This is a genomic window from Portibacter marinus (genome assembly GCF_021533195.1).
GTDB classification, from domain to species: domain Bacteria; phylum Bacteroidota; class Bacteroidia; order Chitinophagales; family Saprospiraceae; genus Portibacter; species Portibacter marinus.
The window spans coordinates 24,775-38,794 of sequence record NZ_JAJNKB010000012.1 but is presented as its reverse complement, the minus strand read 5'-3'; the positions used below and the strand labels follow the sequence as shown (position 1 = coordinate 38,794).

The 14,020-nt window shown below is 41.0% G+C and carries 11 protein-coding genes; 8 read left to right on the top strand and 3 right to left on the bottom strand.

The genetic code is table 11. The features are described from left to right. The first annotated feature begins 199 nt into the window (after window positions 1-199). The 7 genes from L2567_RS19300 to L2567_RS19270 all read left to right on the top strand — a co-directional run bounded on the left by L2567_RS19300 (window position 200) and on the right by L2567_RS19270 (window position 6,962). Entirely contained in the window at window positions 200-2,224 is a 2,025-nt protein-coding gene (locus tag L2567_RS19300) for an NADPH-dependent 2,4-dienoyl-CoA reductase (RefSeq protein ID WP_235299497.1), read from the top strand. A gap of 4 nt (window positions 2,225-2,228) precedes the next feature. Further along, on the top strand, window positions 2,229-3,005 hold the full coding sequence (locus L2567_RS19295; RefSeq protein ID WP_235299496.1) for an enoyl-CoA hydratase/isomerase family protein: 777 nt from the start codon (window positions 2,229-2,231) through the stop codon (window positions 3,003-3,005). Between the two features lie 41 nt (window positions 3,006-3,046). Then, on the top strand, window positions 3,047-3,739 hold the full coding sequence (locus tag L2567_RS19290; RefSeq protein ID WP_235299495.1) for a hypothetical protein: 693 nt from the start codon (window positions 3,047-3,049) through the stop codon (window positions 3,737-3,739). Beyond that, on the top strand, window positions 3,736-4,080 hold the full coding sequence (locus L2567_RS19285; RefSeq protein WP_235299494.1) for a PadR family transcriptional regulator: 345 nt from the start codon (window positions 3,736-3,738) through the stop codon (window positions 4,078-4,080). The genes L2567_RS19290 and L2567_RS19285 overlap by 4 nt, the downstream gene beginning before the upstream one ends. 4 nt (window positions 4,081-4,084) lie before the next feature. Beyond that, window positions 4,085-4,837, top strand: a complete 753-nt coding sequence (truA, locus tag L2567_RS19280; RefSeq protein WP_235299493.1) for a tRNA pseudouridine(38-40) synthase TruA — start codon at window positions 4,085-4,087, stop codon at window positions 4,835-4,837. A gap of 71 nt (window positions 4,838-4,908) precedes the next feature. Then, on the top strand, window positions 4,909-6,534 hold the full coding sequence (locus L2567_RS19275) for a glucose/sorbosone family PQQ-dependent dehydrogenase (protein ID WP_235299492.1): 1,626 nt from the start codon (window positions 4,909-4,911) through the stop codon (window positions 6,532-6,534). A gap of 8 nt (window positions 6,535-6,542) precedes the next feature. Further along, the gene (locus tag L2567_RS19270; RefSeq protein ID WP_235299491.1) at window positions 6,543-6,962 is read left to right on the top strand and encodes a hypothetical protein; all 420 of its coding nucleotides are present in this window, start codon (window positions 6,543-6,545) and stop codon (window positions 6,960-6,962) included. 116 nt (window positions 6,963-7,078) lie between these two features. Here L2567_RS19270 and L2567_RS19265 read toward each other — a convergent pair whose 3' ends face one another. From L2567_RS19265 to L2567_RS19255, 3 genes are read right to left on the bottom strand one after another with little or no spacing between them, the layout of a single operon-like run. After that, complete coding sequence (locus tag L2567_RS19265; RefSeq protein WP_235299490.1) at window positions 7,079-7,393, bottom strand: DUF6787 family protein; 315 nt, start codon at window positions 7,391-7,393, stop codon at window positions 7,079-7,081. A 9-nt stretch (window positions 7,394-7,402) separates the two neighbouring features. After that, the gene (priA, locus tag L2567_RS19260; protein ID WP_235299489.1) at window positions 7,403-9,856 is read right to left on the bottom strand and encodes a replication restart helicase PriA; all 2,454 of its coding nucleotides are present in this window, start codon (window positions 9,854-9,856) and stop codon (window positions 7,403-7,405) included. A 22-nt stretch (window positions 9,857-9,878) separates the two neighbouring features. Next, window positions 9,879-10,424, bottom strand: coding sequence for a pyridoxamine 5'-phosphate oxidase family protein (locus L2567_RS19255; RefSeq protein ID WP_235299488.1), 546 nt, complete (start codon window positions 10,422-10,424; stop codon window positions 9,879-9,881). A gap of 200 nt (window positions 10,425-10,624) precedes the next feature. Here L2567_RS19255 and L2567_RS19250 point away from each other — a divergent pair, with 200 nt between their 5' ends. Continuing rightward, a complete protein-coding gene (locus L2567_RS19250) occupies window positions 10,625-13,873 on the top strand; it encodes a S41 family peptidase (RefSeq protein WP_235299487.1) in 3,249 nt (1,082 codons plus the stop codon). Window positions 13,874-14,020 lie beyond the last annotated feature (147 nt).

Below are 14,020 nucleotides of genomic sequence, written 5' to 3'. Positions count from 1 at the left end.
ATAAGCATGATCAACATGAACATTACAGACCATCCAAATTGAAATCCTATTATAAACATAACTTGACTTGTGAATATCAGGATAATTATAATCTCAAATTATAAATATTTTATCTTTTTTCTGACTCTAAGTCAAATAAAATCAAAAACTTCCCAATCTCCGTAATTTTATTCTATATTGAAATTCTAAAGAATGTGATATGTCAAGCAGTTACGATCATTTACTACAACCCATTGATCTCGGTTTTACCAGCTTAAAAAACAGGGTCATTATGGGTTCCATGCATACCATGCTGGAAGAGTTGCCGGATGGCTTTGAAAGAGCAGCCGTGTATTATGCTGAGAGAGCTAAAGGGGAAGTGGGATTGATCATTACTGGTGGAATATCACCAAATACCGAAGGTGTTGTTGCTCCGCATGCAGCAAAATTGACCAATACCGAAGAGGTGGCGCAGCATCGCCTGATTACTGATGCCGTACATGAGGCTGGCGGAAAAATATGCATGCAAATACTACATACAGGCCGATATTCTTACGCTCAAGATCTGGTGGCACCTAGTCCCATTCAGGCCCCTATAAATTTTTTCAAACCGCGTGAAATGAGTCTGGCTGATATTGATCGTACGATCGATGATTTCGTAAAATGCGCTTCGCTGGCTTCAGAGGCGGGCTATGACGGCGTAGAAATCATGGGCTCCGAAGGATATCTCATCAATCAATTTATTGCACTCAGAACCAATCATAGAACTGATGAATACGGAGGAAGCTACGAGAATAGAATTAGGTTTCCACTTGAAATCATCAGAAAAACCAGACAGACACTAGGCGAATCATTTATTATAGTTTATCGTCTTTCAATGCTCGATCTGGTAGAGGATGGATCCACCTGGAAAGAAGTAGTTCATCTGGCAAAAGAGGTTGAGAAAGCGGGAGCTACCATCATTAATACGGGAATTGGTTGGCATGAAGCCCGAATTCCCACCATTGCAACCGTAGTACCCAGGGGTGGATTTTCCTGGGTTACGGGAAAGTTAATGGGAGAGGTCAATATTCCGCTGGTTGCAGTCAATAGGATCAACACACCGGAAATTGCTGAAAAAATCATTGCGGAAGGTCAGGCTGACATGGTTTCGCTCGCCCGCCCTTTTTTAGCAGATGCTGAATTTGTAAAGAAAGCCATGGAAGGCCGGAGGGATGAAATCAATACGTGCATCGCCTGTAATCAGGCCTGTCTGGATCATACTTTCCAAATGCAAGTGTCTTCCTGTCTGGTGAATCCCAGAGCTTGTCATGAAACCGAGCTTAATTATCCCAAAACTCAGCATAAGAAAAAAGTAGCAGTTGTGGGAGCTGGACCTGCAGGCATGGCGGCTGCTTCCATCGCAGCAGAACGAGGTCACCATGTTACACTGTTTGAAAGTGGAAGGGAACTAGGCGGGCAATTCAATATGGCAAAGGTGATTCCTGGAAAGGAAGAATACGCAGAAACCATTCGATATTACAGGGTGATGCTGGACAAGCATCAGGTAGACATACGTCTGAATACGAGGGCTACTTCATCGATGCTGCAAGCCGGCAACTTTGATGAGTATATCATTGCTACCGGTGTAACACCAAGGGTTCCAGAAATTGAGGGGATGGATCATCAAAAGGTGTTAAATTATGCTGAAGTACTCTACGACAAAAAGGTGGTCGGAAGCTCAGTGGCCATCATTGGTTCTGGTGGTATTGGTTTCGACGTAGCGGAATATCTTGCTCACGAAGGCATTTTACCATCGCTTCACGTTCAAGAATATATGGATGAATGGGGAGTGGACATGAGCTATCAAAATGCTGGCGCCATAAAACCACCTGAGATCGAGCCACCTGCTCGGGAAATATACCTACTAAAGCGCTCTGGTGGCAAACATGGGAAGGATCTGGGTAAAACGACTGGCTGGATTCATAGAGCCTCACTCAAAATGAAAAAGGTAAAAATGTTGGCCAATGTAAATTATGAGCGAATCGATGATGAGGGCTTGCATATCTTTCATGATGACCAACAAAAAGTACTAAAAGTTGACACTGTTGTGATTTGTGCCGGGCAGGAATCATTGAGAAAATTATACGATGAATTAGACAAGGCTGGTGAAACGGTACACTTGATAGGTGGTGCCAAAAAAGCGGCGGAATTAGATGCGAAACGCGCTATTTACGAAGCCGCACATGTCGCAGCAAAAATATAATGATATGAATGATAGCAAGCTTAACATTACTCAAAAGGAGAACTACGAAATTTGTCAATTCAACAACGGAAGGGGGAATGCCCTCAATCTTGAATTGATTCAGAGTCTCAACAAATACATCCTAGCCTTTCCCGAGCGAGAAGCCAAAGGCGTTATACTTTCAGGACAGGAAAATATATTTTCGGTTGGCCTCGATATCAAAGAATTAATTGCTCAAGAAATCGAGGAGACCCGAGTATTCTTTGAGTCCTTTTTCGAATTGGTGATGAATATGGTCAAAGCTCCCTACCCCATTGTTAGTGCCATCAATGGACATAGTCCTGCAGGCGGTTGTGTCCTTGCCATTGCTTCAGATTTCAGAGTGATGGCAGACGATGATCGGTTTCAGATCGGATTAAACGAATTACCGGTAGGAATAATGGCCACCCCATCGATATTTCATTTGTATCGTTTCTGGATTGGGTCAAGAAATGCTTACCAGTATTTGTTGACAGGCAAACAAATGAGCCCATTGGAGGCCAAGAAGGTGGGATTGGTTGATGAGATCGTATCCCAGGAAGAAGTTTTGGAAATCGCAGAAATGAAGATGCAGGAGTATTTATCTTTTGATTACAAAACCTGGTGTGGTATGAAAAGAAATCTTCGCACCAAATTGATACAGACGATGGAAGAAGACCGTTCTAACGGCCATGTTGCCACTATTGATCACTTTGAAAATAATAACGGCAAGGAGATTCTTACTCAAAAAGTAATGGAGTTAATGTCCAAAAGAAAACAGTAAATCAATTTTGAATACTTAGGAATCCTATGTATGTTGTGGTCATGAAGTTATCGAAATGGCAAATACTGCACCTGAAAAGGTTTCTACGTCATCATTATGTGAAATATGAGGATGTTCAATTGGAGTTAATCGACCATTTGGCGTCAGCCATTGAAGAAAAAATGGAAGAGGATCAATCCGTAAGTTTTGAACAGGCCCTTAATCAGGTGTATAAGAACTTCGGAACTTTAGGTTTCAGTCAAATAGTAAAGGAGAAGGAAAAGGCGATGCAAAAGTTTTGGCGTAAGCATATTTGGAAAAATGTGCTGGATACCCTCAGACCACCGGCACTTTTAGCAACGATATTAATTTTCATACTTTTCTTCGGTTCCCAAACCTATTTAGGATTTACTTATTTACGTCCGGTGACGATATCGTTTTGCATTACATTATTTGCCATCATCATGTGCTACAACTACTATGTCAGAGAGGTGCAGATGGAAACTTATTTGTTCCTTAAATCTTATCATACCTATGCAGGAATAATTTTTGTTATCTTCTTCTTGTCTTTACCAAATGCAATATTTGCCATTGGTGAGCAAAAGGAGCTGGTCGCAACCCCATTGACCGTCTCTTTAACGTCAGCTTATTTCACCATTTGCATTTTCCTTTTATATGTTTTCTACTTCAAGATCCCTTCGGGTTTGCTTCATGATTTAAAATCTCAATACCCGCAACTAAGCACGAACATATGAATTCAAAAATTTATAAAGGAAGTCTGGAGCCGATCATCTTAAAACTGCTCACCGAACATCAGGCCATGTATGGCTATGAGATCACCAAGGCCATCAAGAACCTTACAAAGAATGAGATTCAAGTTAAAGAAGGTTCTCTGTATCCTCTGCTCCATCGCATGGAGGCGGATGGTGTTATTGAATCTTATATTAAAAACATGGGGAATAGAAATAGAAAGTATTATAAAATTACTGAAGAAGGACAGCATCAGGCAGCCAGTATTCTGGAAGAAATGAATCAGTATTTAAGAATCATGCAATCTTTCTTTGGGCCTACCCATAATCTCAGCCTTGATCAATAACTCAATGTCAGATCGCTACTTTTTTGAAATCGCTTTCGATGGCACCGCATATTCGGGTTGGCAAAGGCAAAAAAGTGTCCCGACCGTTCAACAGACCATTGAAGAAGCTTTTGAAAGACTGCTGAACAGACAGGTAAAAATTCACGGCTGCAGCAGAACGGATGCCGGTGTACATGCCCGACAATACTTTTTTCATATGGATCTGGAAGCCGGAGAGGTTGATTTCGTTCCAATGCTAAATATGGGATTGCCCAATGATATCTCAGTTCTTCATTATCAAAAAGTTAATCAATTGGCTAACGCACAAAGACACACCATACACAAAACCTATCAATACCAATTCACCAATCAAAGAAGCCCATTTACCACTTCACCATACACCTATGTCTATGAGGTTTTGGACTACTCAAAAATGCAGGAATGTGTACAAAAGCTCATTGGCAAACACGAATTCAGAAACTTTTGCAAAAGACCTGATCTGGTTGACAACACCATGTGTCATATCACTAATGCCCAACTAACCAGACAAAAAAAGCAGAAAACCTACGTCCTCGAAATTACCAGTAACCGATTTTTGCATCATATGATGCGCCTTATAGCGGGAAACATCATCAAGGTTGGAAAGGGAAGACTTCCCATTAGCAAATTTGTAGATTATTTAGATCTCCGAGATGATCCTAAGTACTTTGAAATTGCACCAGCTCAAGGTTTAATCCTTTCAAACGTCATCTACGACCTCAATAAGATTAATGCATAACACTACATTACAGTTTTACAATTTTGCTTCATTAGATTGAATGGTATTTGTTCATTTACAGAAAAGAAAAGATGACTAGAATTCTGACTTTACTCCTTTTAGTAATTGGATTTTTCCAAGTCCAACTTCAAGCTCAATTTATCATGACCGAAATTGGAACCAGGGGCTTCCTGAATACACCCTGGGATTTGCATTATGGACCAGAAGGTCATTTGTGGGTAACGGAGCGGCAAGCTGGAAAAGTAGTTAGGATAAATAAGGAATCGGGAGCGCGGGATGAATTACTTTTAATCGATGATCTATACGTGGATTCAAGGCAGGATGGCTTATTGGGAATGGCGCTACACAAAGACATTCTAGGTTCAGAGCCATATGTTTACTTATCATATACGGAGCTTGTGAATAATGAAGCCCGTCAGAAATTAGTGCGCTATACTTACAGTAAGGAAGGTGATGATGGAAGTCTGACAGATCCCATTGTCATTCTAGACCAAATGCCCGCGAGCAATGATCATAACAGTGGCAGACTGGTTTATGGTCCGGACGATAAGTTATATTATACGATTGGCGATCAGGGCGCCAATCAGAATAGAAACTATTGCGATCCTGTTTTATCCCAGGTTTTACCGACTCAAGAAGAAATAGATGCAAGGGATTGGACCAATTATCCGGGAAAAATATTAAGGCTAAACCTCGATGGGTCGATACCCGAAGGTAACCCAGTTTTAAATGGTGTCAGAAGTCACATTTATAGTTATGGACACAGAAATCCACAGGGCATTGTTTTTGGTTCCAATGGTATCTTGTACTCTGACGAGCATGGGCCTGATACCGATGATGAAGTCAATTTGATCGAGGGTGGTCAAAATTATGGCTGGCCCAATGTGGCAGGCTATCAAAACGATGACAGTGCTTACGATTACTGTAATTGGTCTTCCTCGGCCAATTGCGAAAACATAGGATATGACAAATCGTTTTGTCCTGAAGACGCTACTTTTCAGGAAGAAAGTGAATTTACAGCACAGAATTTTAAAGAGCCCTTACTTTCAATGTTTGCCGTAACAGACAGCTATGACTTCAATAATCCTGATTGTACAAATTCATGGGTGTGTAGACCCAATGTTGCACCTTCAAGCATCGGCATTTATGAAAGCGACGCCATACCAGGATGGAAGAATTCACTACTGGTCACCAGCCTGAAGAGAGGCAGAATTTATAGACTCCAACTCAGTGAGGATGGAACCGAGATGATCGGAGATACTACTCAACACTTTTATAGTCACAATCGGTATCGTGATGTGGTCGTGGATCCGGATGGAAATTCCTTTTATGTCATTACTGATGAGACAGGCAGATTATCCACTCAAAATGACCTTGGTCAAGTGAACAATCTAAGCCATCCAGGAATGATTCTCAAATTCACTTATGCCCCTTCTGTAGCTACTGTTGAAAGCTTCGCAAAACAGATTACGATTTTTCCAAATCCCGCAAGTCAAGTCTTATATGTCCATGTTTCCGTAGAGACCTCCAACTTCACTGGAAGGATATTGACTTCAGATGGCCGGACCATCATTCAGGATATCAATTTTAAAGCTGGAGAAAATTTAATTGACATTGGCGGATTAACCAGTGGTGTATATTATTTGCGCTTACAACAAGGAGATGAGGTAGAAGCGAAGAAGTTGATCGTATTTTAATTAAAAAAATGAGGTACCTTTTTTTCGCTCTTTTCCTCTTGGTGGTAACTTTTTTGGTACTGAAAATTCCAGCTTGTGATCATTTCAATAGAATCACGGCCAGAATTATAATTGATGATGAAAGTATATCTTTAGGTGAGACATTTCCATTAAAGCTGCGTATTGTTTCCAGCAGTACCGAGAAAATGAGATGGTATGAAGATCTAAGTAATCTTAAGCTTAACATAAACGTTGACAATTTGACGAAATACTCCAAATTGGACCCTGAAGGCCGACCTAACTACCGGAATGCTAAAATAATTTCATACGTAGTGACGCCCCTAAAGCCCTTTGAAAAAACATTAAATGCAAGTACTACTATCAATGGTAATAGCATTACTATTGCCATAGAAGAGATTGATGCAAAGTACAACTTCAATATCAACTAAGAACAAGTATCTTATGACCTCATTATTTCCGGTCAACTCATCCCCATCAATCCAAATCTATTTCACTCTGGAGTTAAAGAAATAAACTCCGATACCGTTACTCTTGTATATTAGGATCACTCCGTTTTCTTTCCAATAATCCTTCTGAAAAACCGCCTTTCGAACTCCCAGAAAAATTGAAATTGGCCAAAAATAAAGCCATAGATCAATAATATGAGATTGTAAACAGGCAGAATCAAGATGTAGTAAATCACTGAAAAAAGCAGATTTCTTTCACCATCTTCCGTGAAAAATCCGACGATAGGACGCTTTAAAAACATTACAGTGAAGCCTGTGCAGGCAAAAACCAATAAAATAATAAAAACCTGGGCTCTCGTGACTCCCCATCTTTTTTCTAATCTGGAGACCCAGCTTTTTTTCTCGCTATCCATCGCTTAAAATTAATAAGGATCTACATCAATTTTTATTCTCACTGACTGAAATCCACGCGTTTCTTGAAATAAATTCTTCTCAGCTAAAACCAGGTCTTTAATCCATCTGATCACTTTAGGGTTTTTCTCCATTTTAATAAAAATATGCATGATGTACATACCTCTGACCCTGGCCACTGAAGGTTGAGCAGGTCCCATTAACCTCGATCCAATATGCTTGGTCAGGTTCGCAGCCATAATCCTGGAAGCTTCCTCGACAATATTGAATTTTTTATGACGCAAAGTAATATTGATCGTTCGGTAAAAGGGAGGATACAAATATTTGTCTCGCTCCTGGATTTCTCTGGCATAAAAGCTATCATAGTTGTCCATCACCACATCTCTAAGCACCTGGTGTTCAGGCATAAAAGTTTGAAGAATGACCTTCCCCTGACTGCCTTTTCTTCCCGCTCTGCCACTCACCTGAGTCAACATTTGGTAGGCCCTCTCATGTGCCCGAAAGTCCGGAAAATGGATACTAGCGTCTGCATTGACCACGCCTACCAGTTTAAGATTTTCAAAATCAAGCCCTTTGGTAATCATCTGTGTTCCGATCAAAATGTCAAATTTTCGCTCTTCAAAATCACTGATGAGGTGCTCTTGTTGGCGTCTGGTCTTTGCTGTATCATAATCCATACGTTTAATGCCTGCTTCGGGAAGCAACTCCTTCAGTTCTAACTCTATTTTCTCTGTACCATGGCCTTTCTTATTTAAATTCGGATTGCCACATGCAGGGCAGGATGGAGGCATTTTAATCTTGTAGCCACAATAATGACACCGCAACTCTTCCAGGTATTTGTGCAAGGTCAAGGTCACATCACAATTGACGCACTCTGTGGTCCAACCACATAAATCACAGTTGACCGTAGGGGCATATCCGCGTCTATTCTGAAATATCAGCACTTGCTCCTTTCGGGCTAATGTAGCTTCAATCTGCTCCAGGAGGTGAAGGGAGAAAATTCCCTTCATGCGATTGGTTTTGTACATGTATTTCAAATCCACCAATTCCAATTCCGGCATTTCTACCTTGTTGTACCGGTCACTCAATTTGACCAAGCCATACTTTTCCATCTTACAGTTGGAGTAACTTTCAAATGATGGCGTTGCAGAGCCCAACAATACCTTGGCTCCGGTAGTAGAAGCGTGATAAATAGCGACATCACGGCCATGATATCTGGGAGCCGGGTCATTCTGCTTGTACGAAGGATCATGCTCTTCATCCACGATGATGAGGCTTAAATGTTGGAATGGCAGAAAAATCCCTGATCTGGCAGAGACAATCACCTTCTTCTGATACATGGAGGCTTTCCAAAGTTCAACACGCTCATTGTCTGACATTTTGGAGTGGTAAAGTCCCACGTCATCACCAAAAACTTTCTTAATTCGAGCCACAATCTGAGCGGTCAGTGCAATTTCTGGCAGTAGAAACAATACCTGTCCACCAGCTTCTAATTCTTTTTCGATCAATTCAATGTAAATGTTGGTCTTACCACTGCCTGTCACACCATGTAACAAAACAACATCCTTCTCCACAAATTCTGATCGGATCAATTGAAGTGCATTTTCCTGTAAGGAGGTCAGCTGGTGTTTATCTTCTACTTCGACCAATCCACTATCCAATCTGCTGATCTCACGTTCTTCCTGGATAAAAATTTCTTTTTTAATCAAAGCATTAATCACGGCGCTCGTCACACCTGAAAGGTGATAAATTGCAGTCTGGGGCACCCATTTCGACTGTCTGCGCAATTGTATGTAAGCCAATAAGGCCTTCGTCTGGTGATCCGACCGTTGAATCTGATCGAAAGTCTCACTTAGTAACGCTTCATCTTTTTCGAGTTGCGGTGAAAGATTCAACACTTTGATGGTCTTGGGTTTGTACTTGTGCTGCAGCTCTTCTTTGATAAACGCTACGCCCTTTTCCATCAAAGACTTGATGACAGGATAAACTGTTTTTTTGCCCAGAATACCTCGAATTTGCTCTATGGTCAGTTCATTCTGTATGTCAATGGCTTCCGAAACCAGGAATTCGTCGTCGTTCAAATCCTTTTCATAAACATCTACCCCTTTTTTCAATACCAATTTGGTTTCACTGGTCAACTTTAGACCTGAAGGCAATGCGACCAACATTACCTCTCCAACGGTACAGCAGTAATAATCAGCAATCCATTTCCATAGTCTAAACTGAATATCAGAAATAATGGGCAGCTCATCAATGACTCCTAGTATATCCTTGGTTTTATATCCCAATTGAAGACCTCTTCTTTGATTGACTACCAGGCCAGAATATCGCTTTGACTTTAGAGACACTTCCACCCTTTTTCCAAAGCCTACTTCAGATGCCAGTTCTGTTGGGACAGTATAGGTATATTGTTTAGGCAATGCCAATGGCAAAATTACATCGATATACAGGGTCTGCGAACTCATGAACTTGTAAAGAAAAGCAATATTATGCAACCAACCATGAACCTTTCCAATCTTCGGCAGCAGAAAAACGTGCGCGTTTATGGTGTGGTCGATCTAGTTGCAGAATCTCAATGAATTCCGGAACGACCTGAAGGAGTACAAAATAGGCCTCGGCGCCTCTTTCATATTCAGGTTTACCAATGGGTGTCCCGGGTGGCTTAGTAGTGCTATAATCGGACTTATTTTGGAGTGCAATTGATCGATGTTCTTCATATAACTGGCCTTGGGTAATGGTCTGACATTGACCTAAAATTTTGACCTGAATTTTCTTTTTGGAATGGTAGAACGAGAGTGAACACTTCGCGTTTGATTGAATTTGATCCATTTTACCAGACCGTTCATCTGTATAAATTAAGGTGCTTAGATCATTGAGTGTCTTGCGTTTGACCACTGTTCTCTGCTCAGGATAGCTTCCCAGCGTTGCCAATACCAATGAACCAAAAGGATGTCTTTTGTCCTGGTTGGCTCTAAATAATTCTGCTTTGGCTTTCTCGAAAAATTCCTGCAGGTCAGATGCGTTTTTTTCCATAGTCTATTAACAATGAATTGGTGGAAAGGGTTGATGTTTGTGATGAGATATCATAGATCTACGTTCACATTTTGCAAGTCCACTTGGAGTAAAAAAGCCAATAATCCTGAATGGCAGAATACAAAACCACCAATTATTTTAAAGTATCCTTCCAATTATAGATATTTAAGGCAAATCCTAAAAAATTTAAAAATCTGAATATGAAAAAAACACTGACCCTCTTGTTTGTTCTTTTGACTTTGGCTTCGTGGGCAAATGAACCACTCTGGTTAAGATATACTGCGATCTCTCCAGATGGCAGTGAGATACTTTTTACTTACCAGGGTGACATTTACAAAGTGTCCGCTGAAGGTGGTATGGCCCTTCCTATGACTTTGCACGAAGCACATGACTATATGCCTGTTTGGTCAAATGATGGATCAAAGATTGCTTTCGCATCTGATAGATATGGAGATTTTGACATCTATGTCATGTCTTCGCAAGGTGGTAAAGCGGAACGATTAACCTATCATTCCTCTGGTGATTTTCCTTCAGATTTTACGCCCGATGATACGAAGGTAATCTTTACCTCTTCCAGGCTGGACGATCACAAAAATCAGCAATATCCTTCCGGAGTATTGTCTGAGCTTTATTCGGTACCCGTAAACGGAGGTCGGGTTTTACAGGTGCTCACTACCCCGGCTGAAAACGCGGTATACAGTGCAGATGGCAGCAAGATTGCTTTCCATGACCGAAAAGGTTACGAAGATGCATTCAGAAAACACCATATTTCTTCCGTGACAAGAGATGTATGGGTTTATGATACTAAAACAGGTGATTACGAAATAATGACCACCTGGGAGGGTGAAGACCGCAACCCTTTATTTTCTCCTGATGGAAGCAAGATCTATTACTTGAGCGAAGAAAGTGGTTCGTATAATATCCATGCAAAATCCATGACCGATCCTGCTTCACCTTCCATACAGTTGTCTACATTCGACAAGCATCCGGTCCGCTATTTGTCGATCTCTGATACCGGAATGATGTGTTTTAGTTTTAACGGAGAAGTATACACCATGACTGATGGTGGTCAACCGGCTAAAGTCAACATAGAACTTAATGCTGATAATCGATACAACTCCGAAGAAATTCTACCTATAAAAGGCAACATATCTGAAATGGATATTGCTCCAAATGGCAAAGAAATGGTCTTTATCTCCAGAGGGGAAGTTTTCGTAAGTTCCATTAAAGAAGGGACCAGTAAGCGGATCACCAATACACCCGAGCAGGAAAGGTCCGTCTCTTTTTCTCCTGATGGCCGTTCCATTCTCTATGCTAGTGAAAGAAATGGAAGCTGGAATTTATATCAAACCTCAATCGCACGTGATGAGGAGAAATATTTCTTTAGTTCTACCCTACTTGACGAAGAAGTTATTCTGGAATCCCCATATGAAACATTTCAGCCAGCGTATTCTCCAGATGGTAAAGAAGTGGCTTACTTAGAAGAGCGAGTTATTCTTAAAGTCATTGATCTCGATAGTAAATCAGTTAGAGAAGTGATGGGTGCGCAACACAATTACTCCTACTCAGATGGTGATCAACACTATGATTGGTCGCCGGATGGCAAATGGTTTCTGGTTGATTTTAACCAACCCCAGCAATGGATAAGCCAGGTAGGCTTAGTAAAAGCCGATGGTTCAGGTGAAATCATTAACCTGTCCAAAAGTGGCTATTCTAATTCCCGGGCAAAATGGATGATGAAAGGTGAGATGGTGTCCTGGTTTTCGGATCGAGATGGCATGAAGAATGACGCTAGTTGGGGTGGAGAACTTGACGTGTATGGAATGTTTTTCAATCAAAAGGCCTATGATGAGTTTGTACTTACTGAAGAAGAGTATGAAATATTAAAGGAGGAAGAAAAAGAAGAAGAAAAAGAGAAGAAAAAGGAGGATGAAACTGACGCGGATAAAACAACAGACTCGACGAAGGATACGCTTAAAGAAATCAAAATCAACCTGGACGGAATAGATGACCGTAAAGTAAGGCTTACAAGGCACTCTTCCAGAATGTCAGATGCATATGTCACGGATGATGGCAAATACTTGTTTTATTTCGCCAGATTTGAAAAAGGGTACGACCTATGGAAGACTGATCTTAGAACTAAAGAGACCAAGCTTGCTGCCAAGGTTAATTCAGAGAGTGGAGGCACCATTGTTCCTGGTAAAAAAGGCAAAAAATTGTATATCCTCGCCTCAAATAAGGTGATGGAGTATGAGATCGACAGTGATAAGAATAAGAATATTTCTACAGGTGGTGAAATGGTATTAAAAAAGGCAGAGGAAAGGGAATACCTATTTGATCACGTTTGGAGGCAAGTAGATAAGAAATTCTACCTTAAGGATTTGCATGAAGTAGAATGGACCTTCTATCGCGACGAATATGCAAGATTCTTGCCGCACATCAACAATAATTATGATTTCGCTGAGATGTTAAGCGAAATGTTGGGAGAATTAAACGCATCGCATACAGGAGCAAGATATAGGCCTAACGAATCCACCGATGATCAGACTGCCTGTCTGGGATTATTTTATGATCAGGAGTACATGGGTGAAGGGTTGAAGATCACAGAAGTAATGGATAAGAGTCCCGTTCAAAAAGAAGGATCGAAAATCAAGAGCGGAGTAATCATAACGGCTATCGATGGTGAGACCATCACTCCTGAAGTTAATCACTACCGATTACTGAATAGGAAGCTGAAACAAAATGTGCTACTTTCCTTGAAGGATCCAAGTACCGGAGAAACATGGGATGAAGTTGTCAAGCCCATATCTACCGGTGAAGAAAGTCAACTCAGATACGAAAGATGGGTGGAAAATTGTGCTAAGATTGTCGAAGAGCTTTCAGACGGAAAAGTGGGTTATGTTCACGTCAGAGGGATGAACGATCAGAGTTATCGCACTGTCTATGAAAAAGTGCTCGGAGAAAATGCCGGTAAAGAGAGTTTAATTGTGGACACCCGATTCAATGGTGGTGGCTGGCTTCACGATGATTTAGCTACTTTCCTGAATGGGCAAAAATACATCACCTTTATGCCTCGCGGTCAAAATTTGGGAAGTGAACCTCAATTCAAATGGACGAAACCATCGATCGTTGTGATGGGTGAAAGCAATTACTCGGATGCTCATATGTTCCCTTACACCTATAGGGCGCTGGGCATAGGAAAGTTAGTGGGTATGCCTGTTCCGGGAACTGGGACAGCGGTGTGGTGGGAAAGATTACAGAATGGAATGGTATTCGGAATTCCACAGGTAGGTATGGTAGATACGGATGGGGATTATCTTGAAAACAAGCAACTGGAGCCAGACATTAAGGTGGCTAATGATCCTGAAAAAGTGATCAAAGGCGAAGATCAGCAATTAGCTGCGGCAGTGGAAGCATTGCTTAAAGAGGTTAGAATGATCAAACCATAATGTCATCATTGCTTAGTTTGTTTTGCTAACAGGTAAGAGGCCTTTATTGGCGTAATGATTTTGTATCCTTTTTAATATATCGAGAAAATCATTTCATGATAGGCAACAGTATTTTGTACCGTAAGGCGTGCTGAATGTTTTTTGGAT

Bases quoted from the DNA above. Each gene is read 5' to 3' on its own strand.
- L2567_RS19300 (WP_235299497.1), top strand. From the start codon at position 200: ATGTCAAGCAGTTACGATCATTTACTACAACCCATTGATCTCGGTTTT.
- L2567_RS19295 (WP_235299496.1), top strand. From the start codon at position 2,229: ATGAATGATAGCAAGCTTAACATTACTCAAAAGGAGAACTACGAAATT.
- L2567_RS19290 (WP_235299495.1), top strand. From the start codon at position 3,047: ATGAAGTTATCGAAATGGCAAATACTGCACCTGAAAAGGTTTCTACGT.
- L2567_RS19285 (WP_235299494.1), top strand. From the start codon at position 3,736: ATGAATTCAAAAATTTATAAAGGAAGTCTGGAGCCGATCATCTTAAAA.
- truA (WP_235299493.1), top strand. From the start codon at position 4,085: ATGTCAGATCGCTACTTTTTTGAAATCGCTTTCGATGGCACCGCATAT.
- L2567_RS19275 (WP_235299492.1), top strand. From the start codon at position 4,909: ATGACTAGAATTCTGACTTTACTCCTTTTAGTAATTGGATTTTTCCAA.
- L2567_RS19270 (WP_235299491.1), top strand. From the start codon at position 6,543: ATGAGGTACCTTTTTTTCGCTCTTTTCCTCTTGGTGGTAACTTTTTTG.
- L2567_RS19265 (WP_235299490.1), bottom strand. From the start codon at position 7,393: ATGGATAGCGAGAAAAAAAGCTGGGTCTCCAGATTAGAAAAAAGATGG.
- priA (WP_235299489.1), bottom strand. From the start codon at position 9,856: ATGAGTTCGCAGACCCTGTATATCGATGTAATTTTGCCATTGGCATTG.
- L2567_RS19255 (WP_235299488.1), bottom strand. From the start codon at position 10,424: ATGGAAAAAAACGCATCTGACCTGCAGGAATTTTTCGAGAAAGCCAAA.
- L2567_RS19250 (WP_235299487.1), top strand. From the start codon at position 10,625: ATGAAAAAAACACTGACCCTCTTGTTTGTTCTTTTGACTTTGGCTTCG.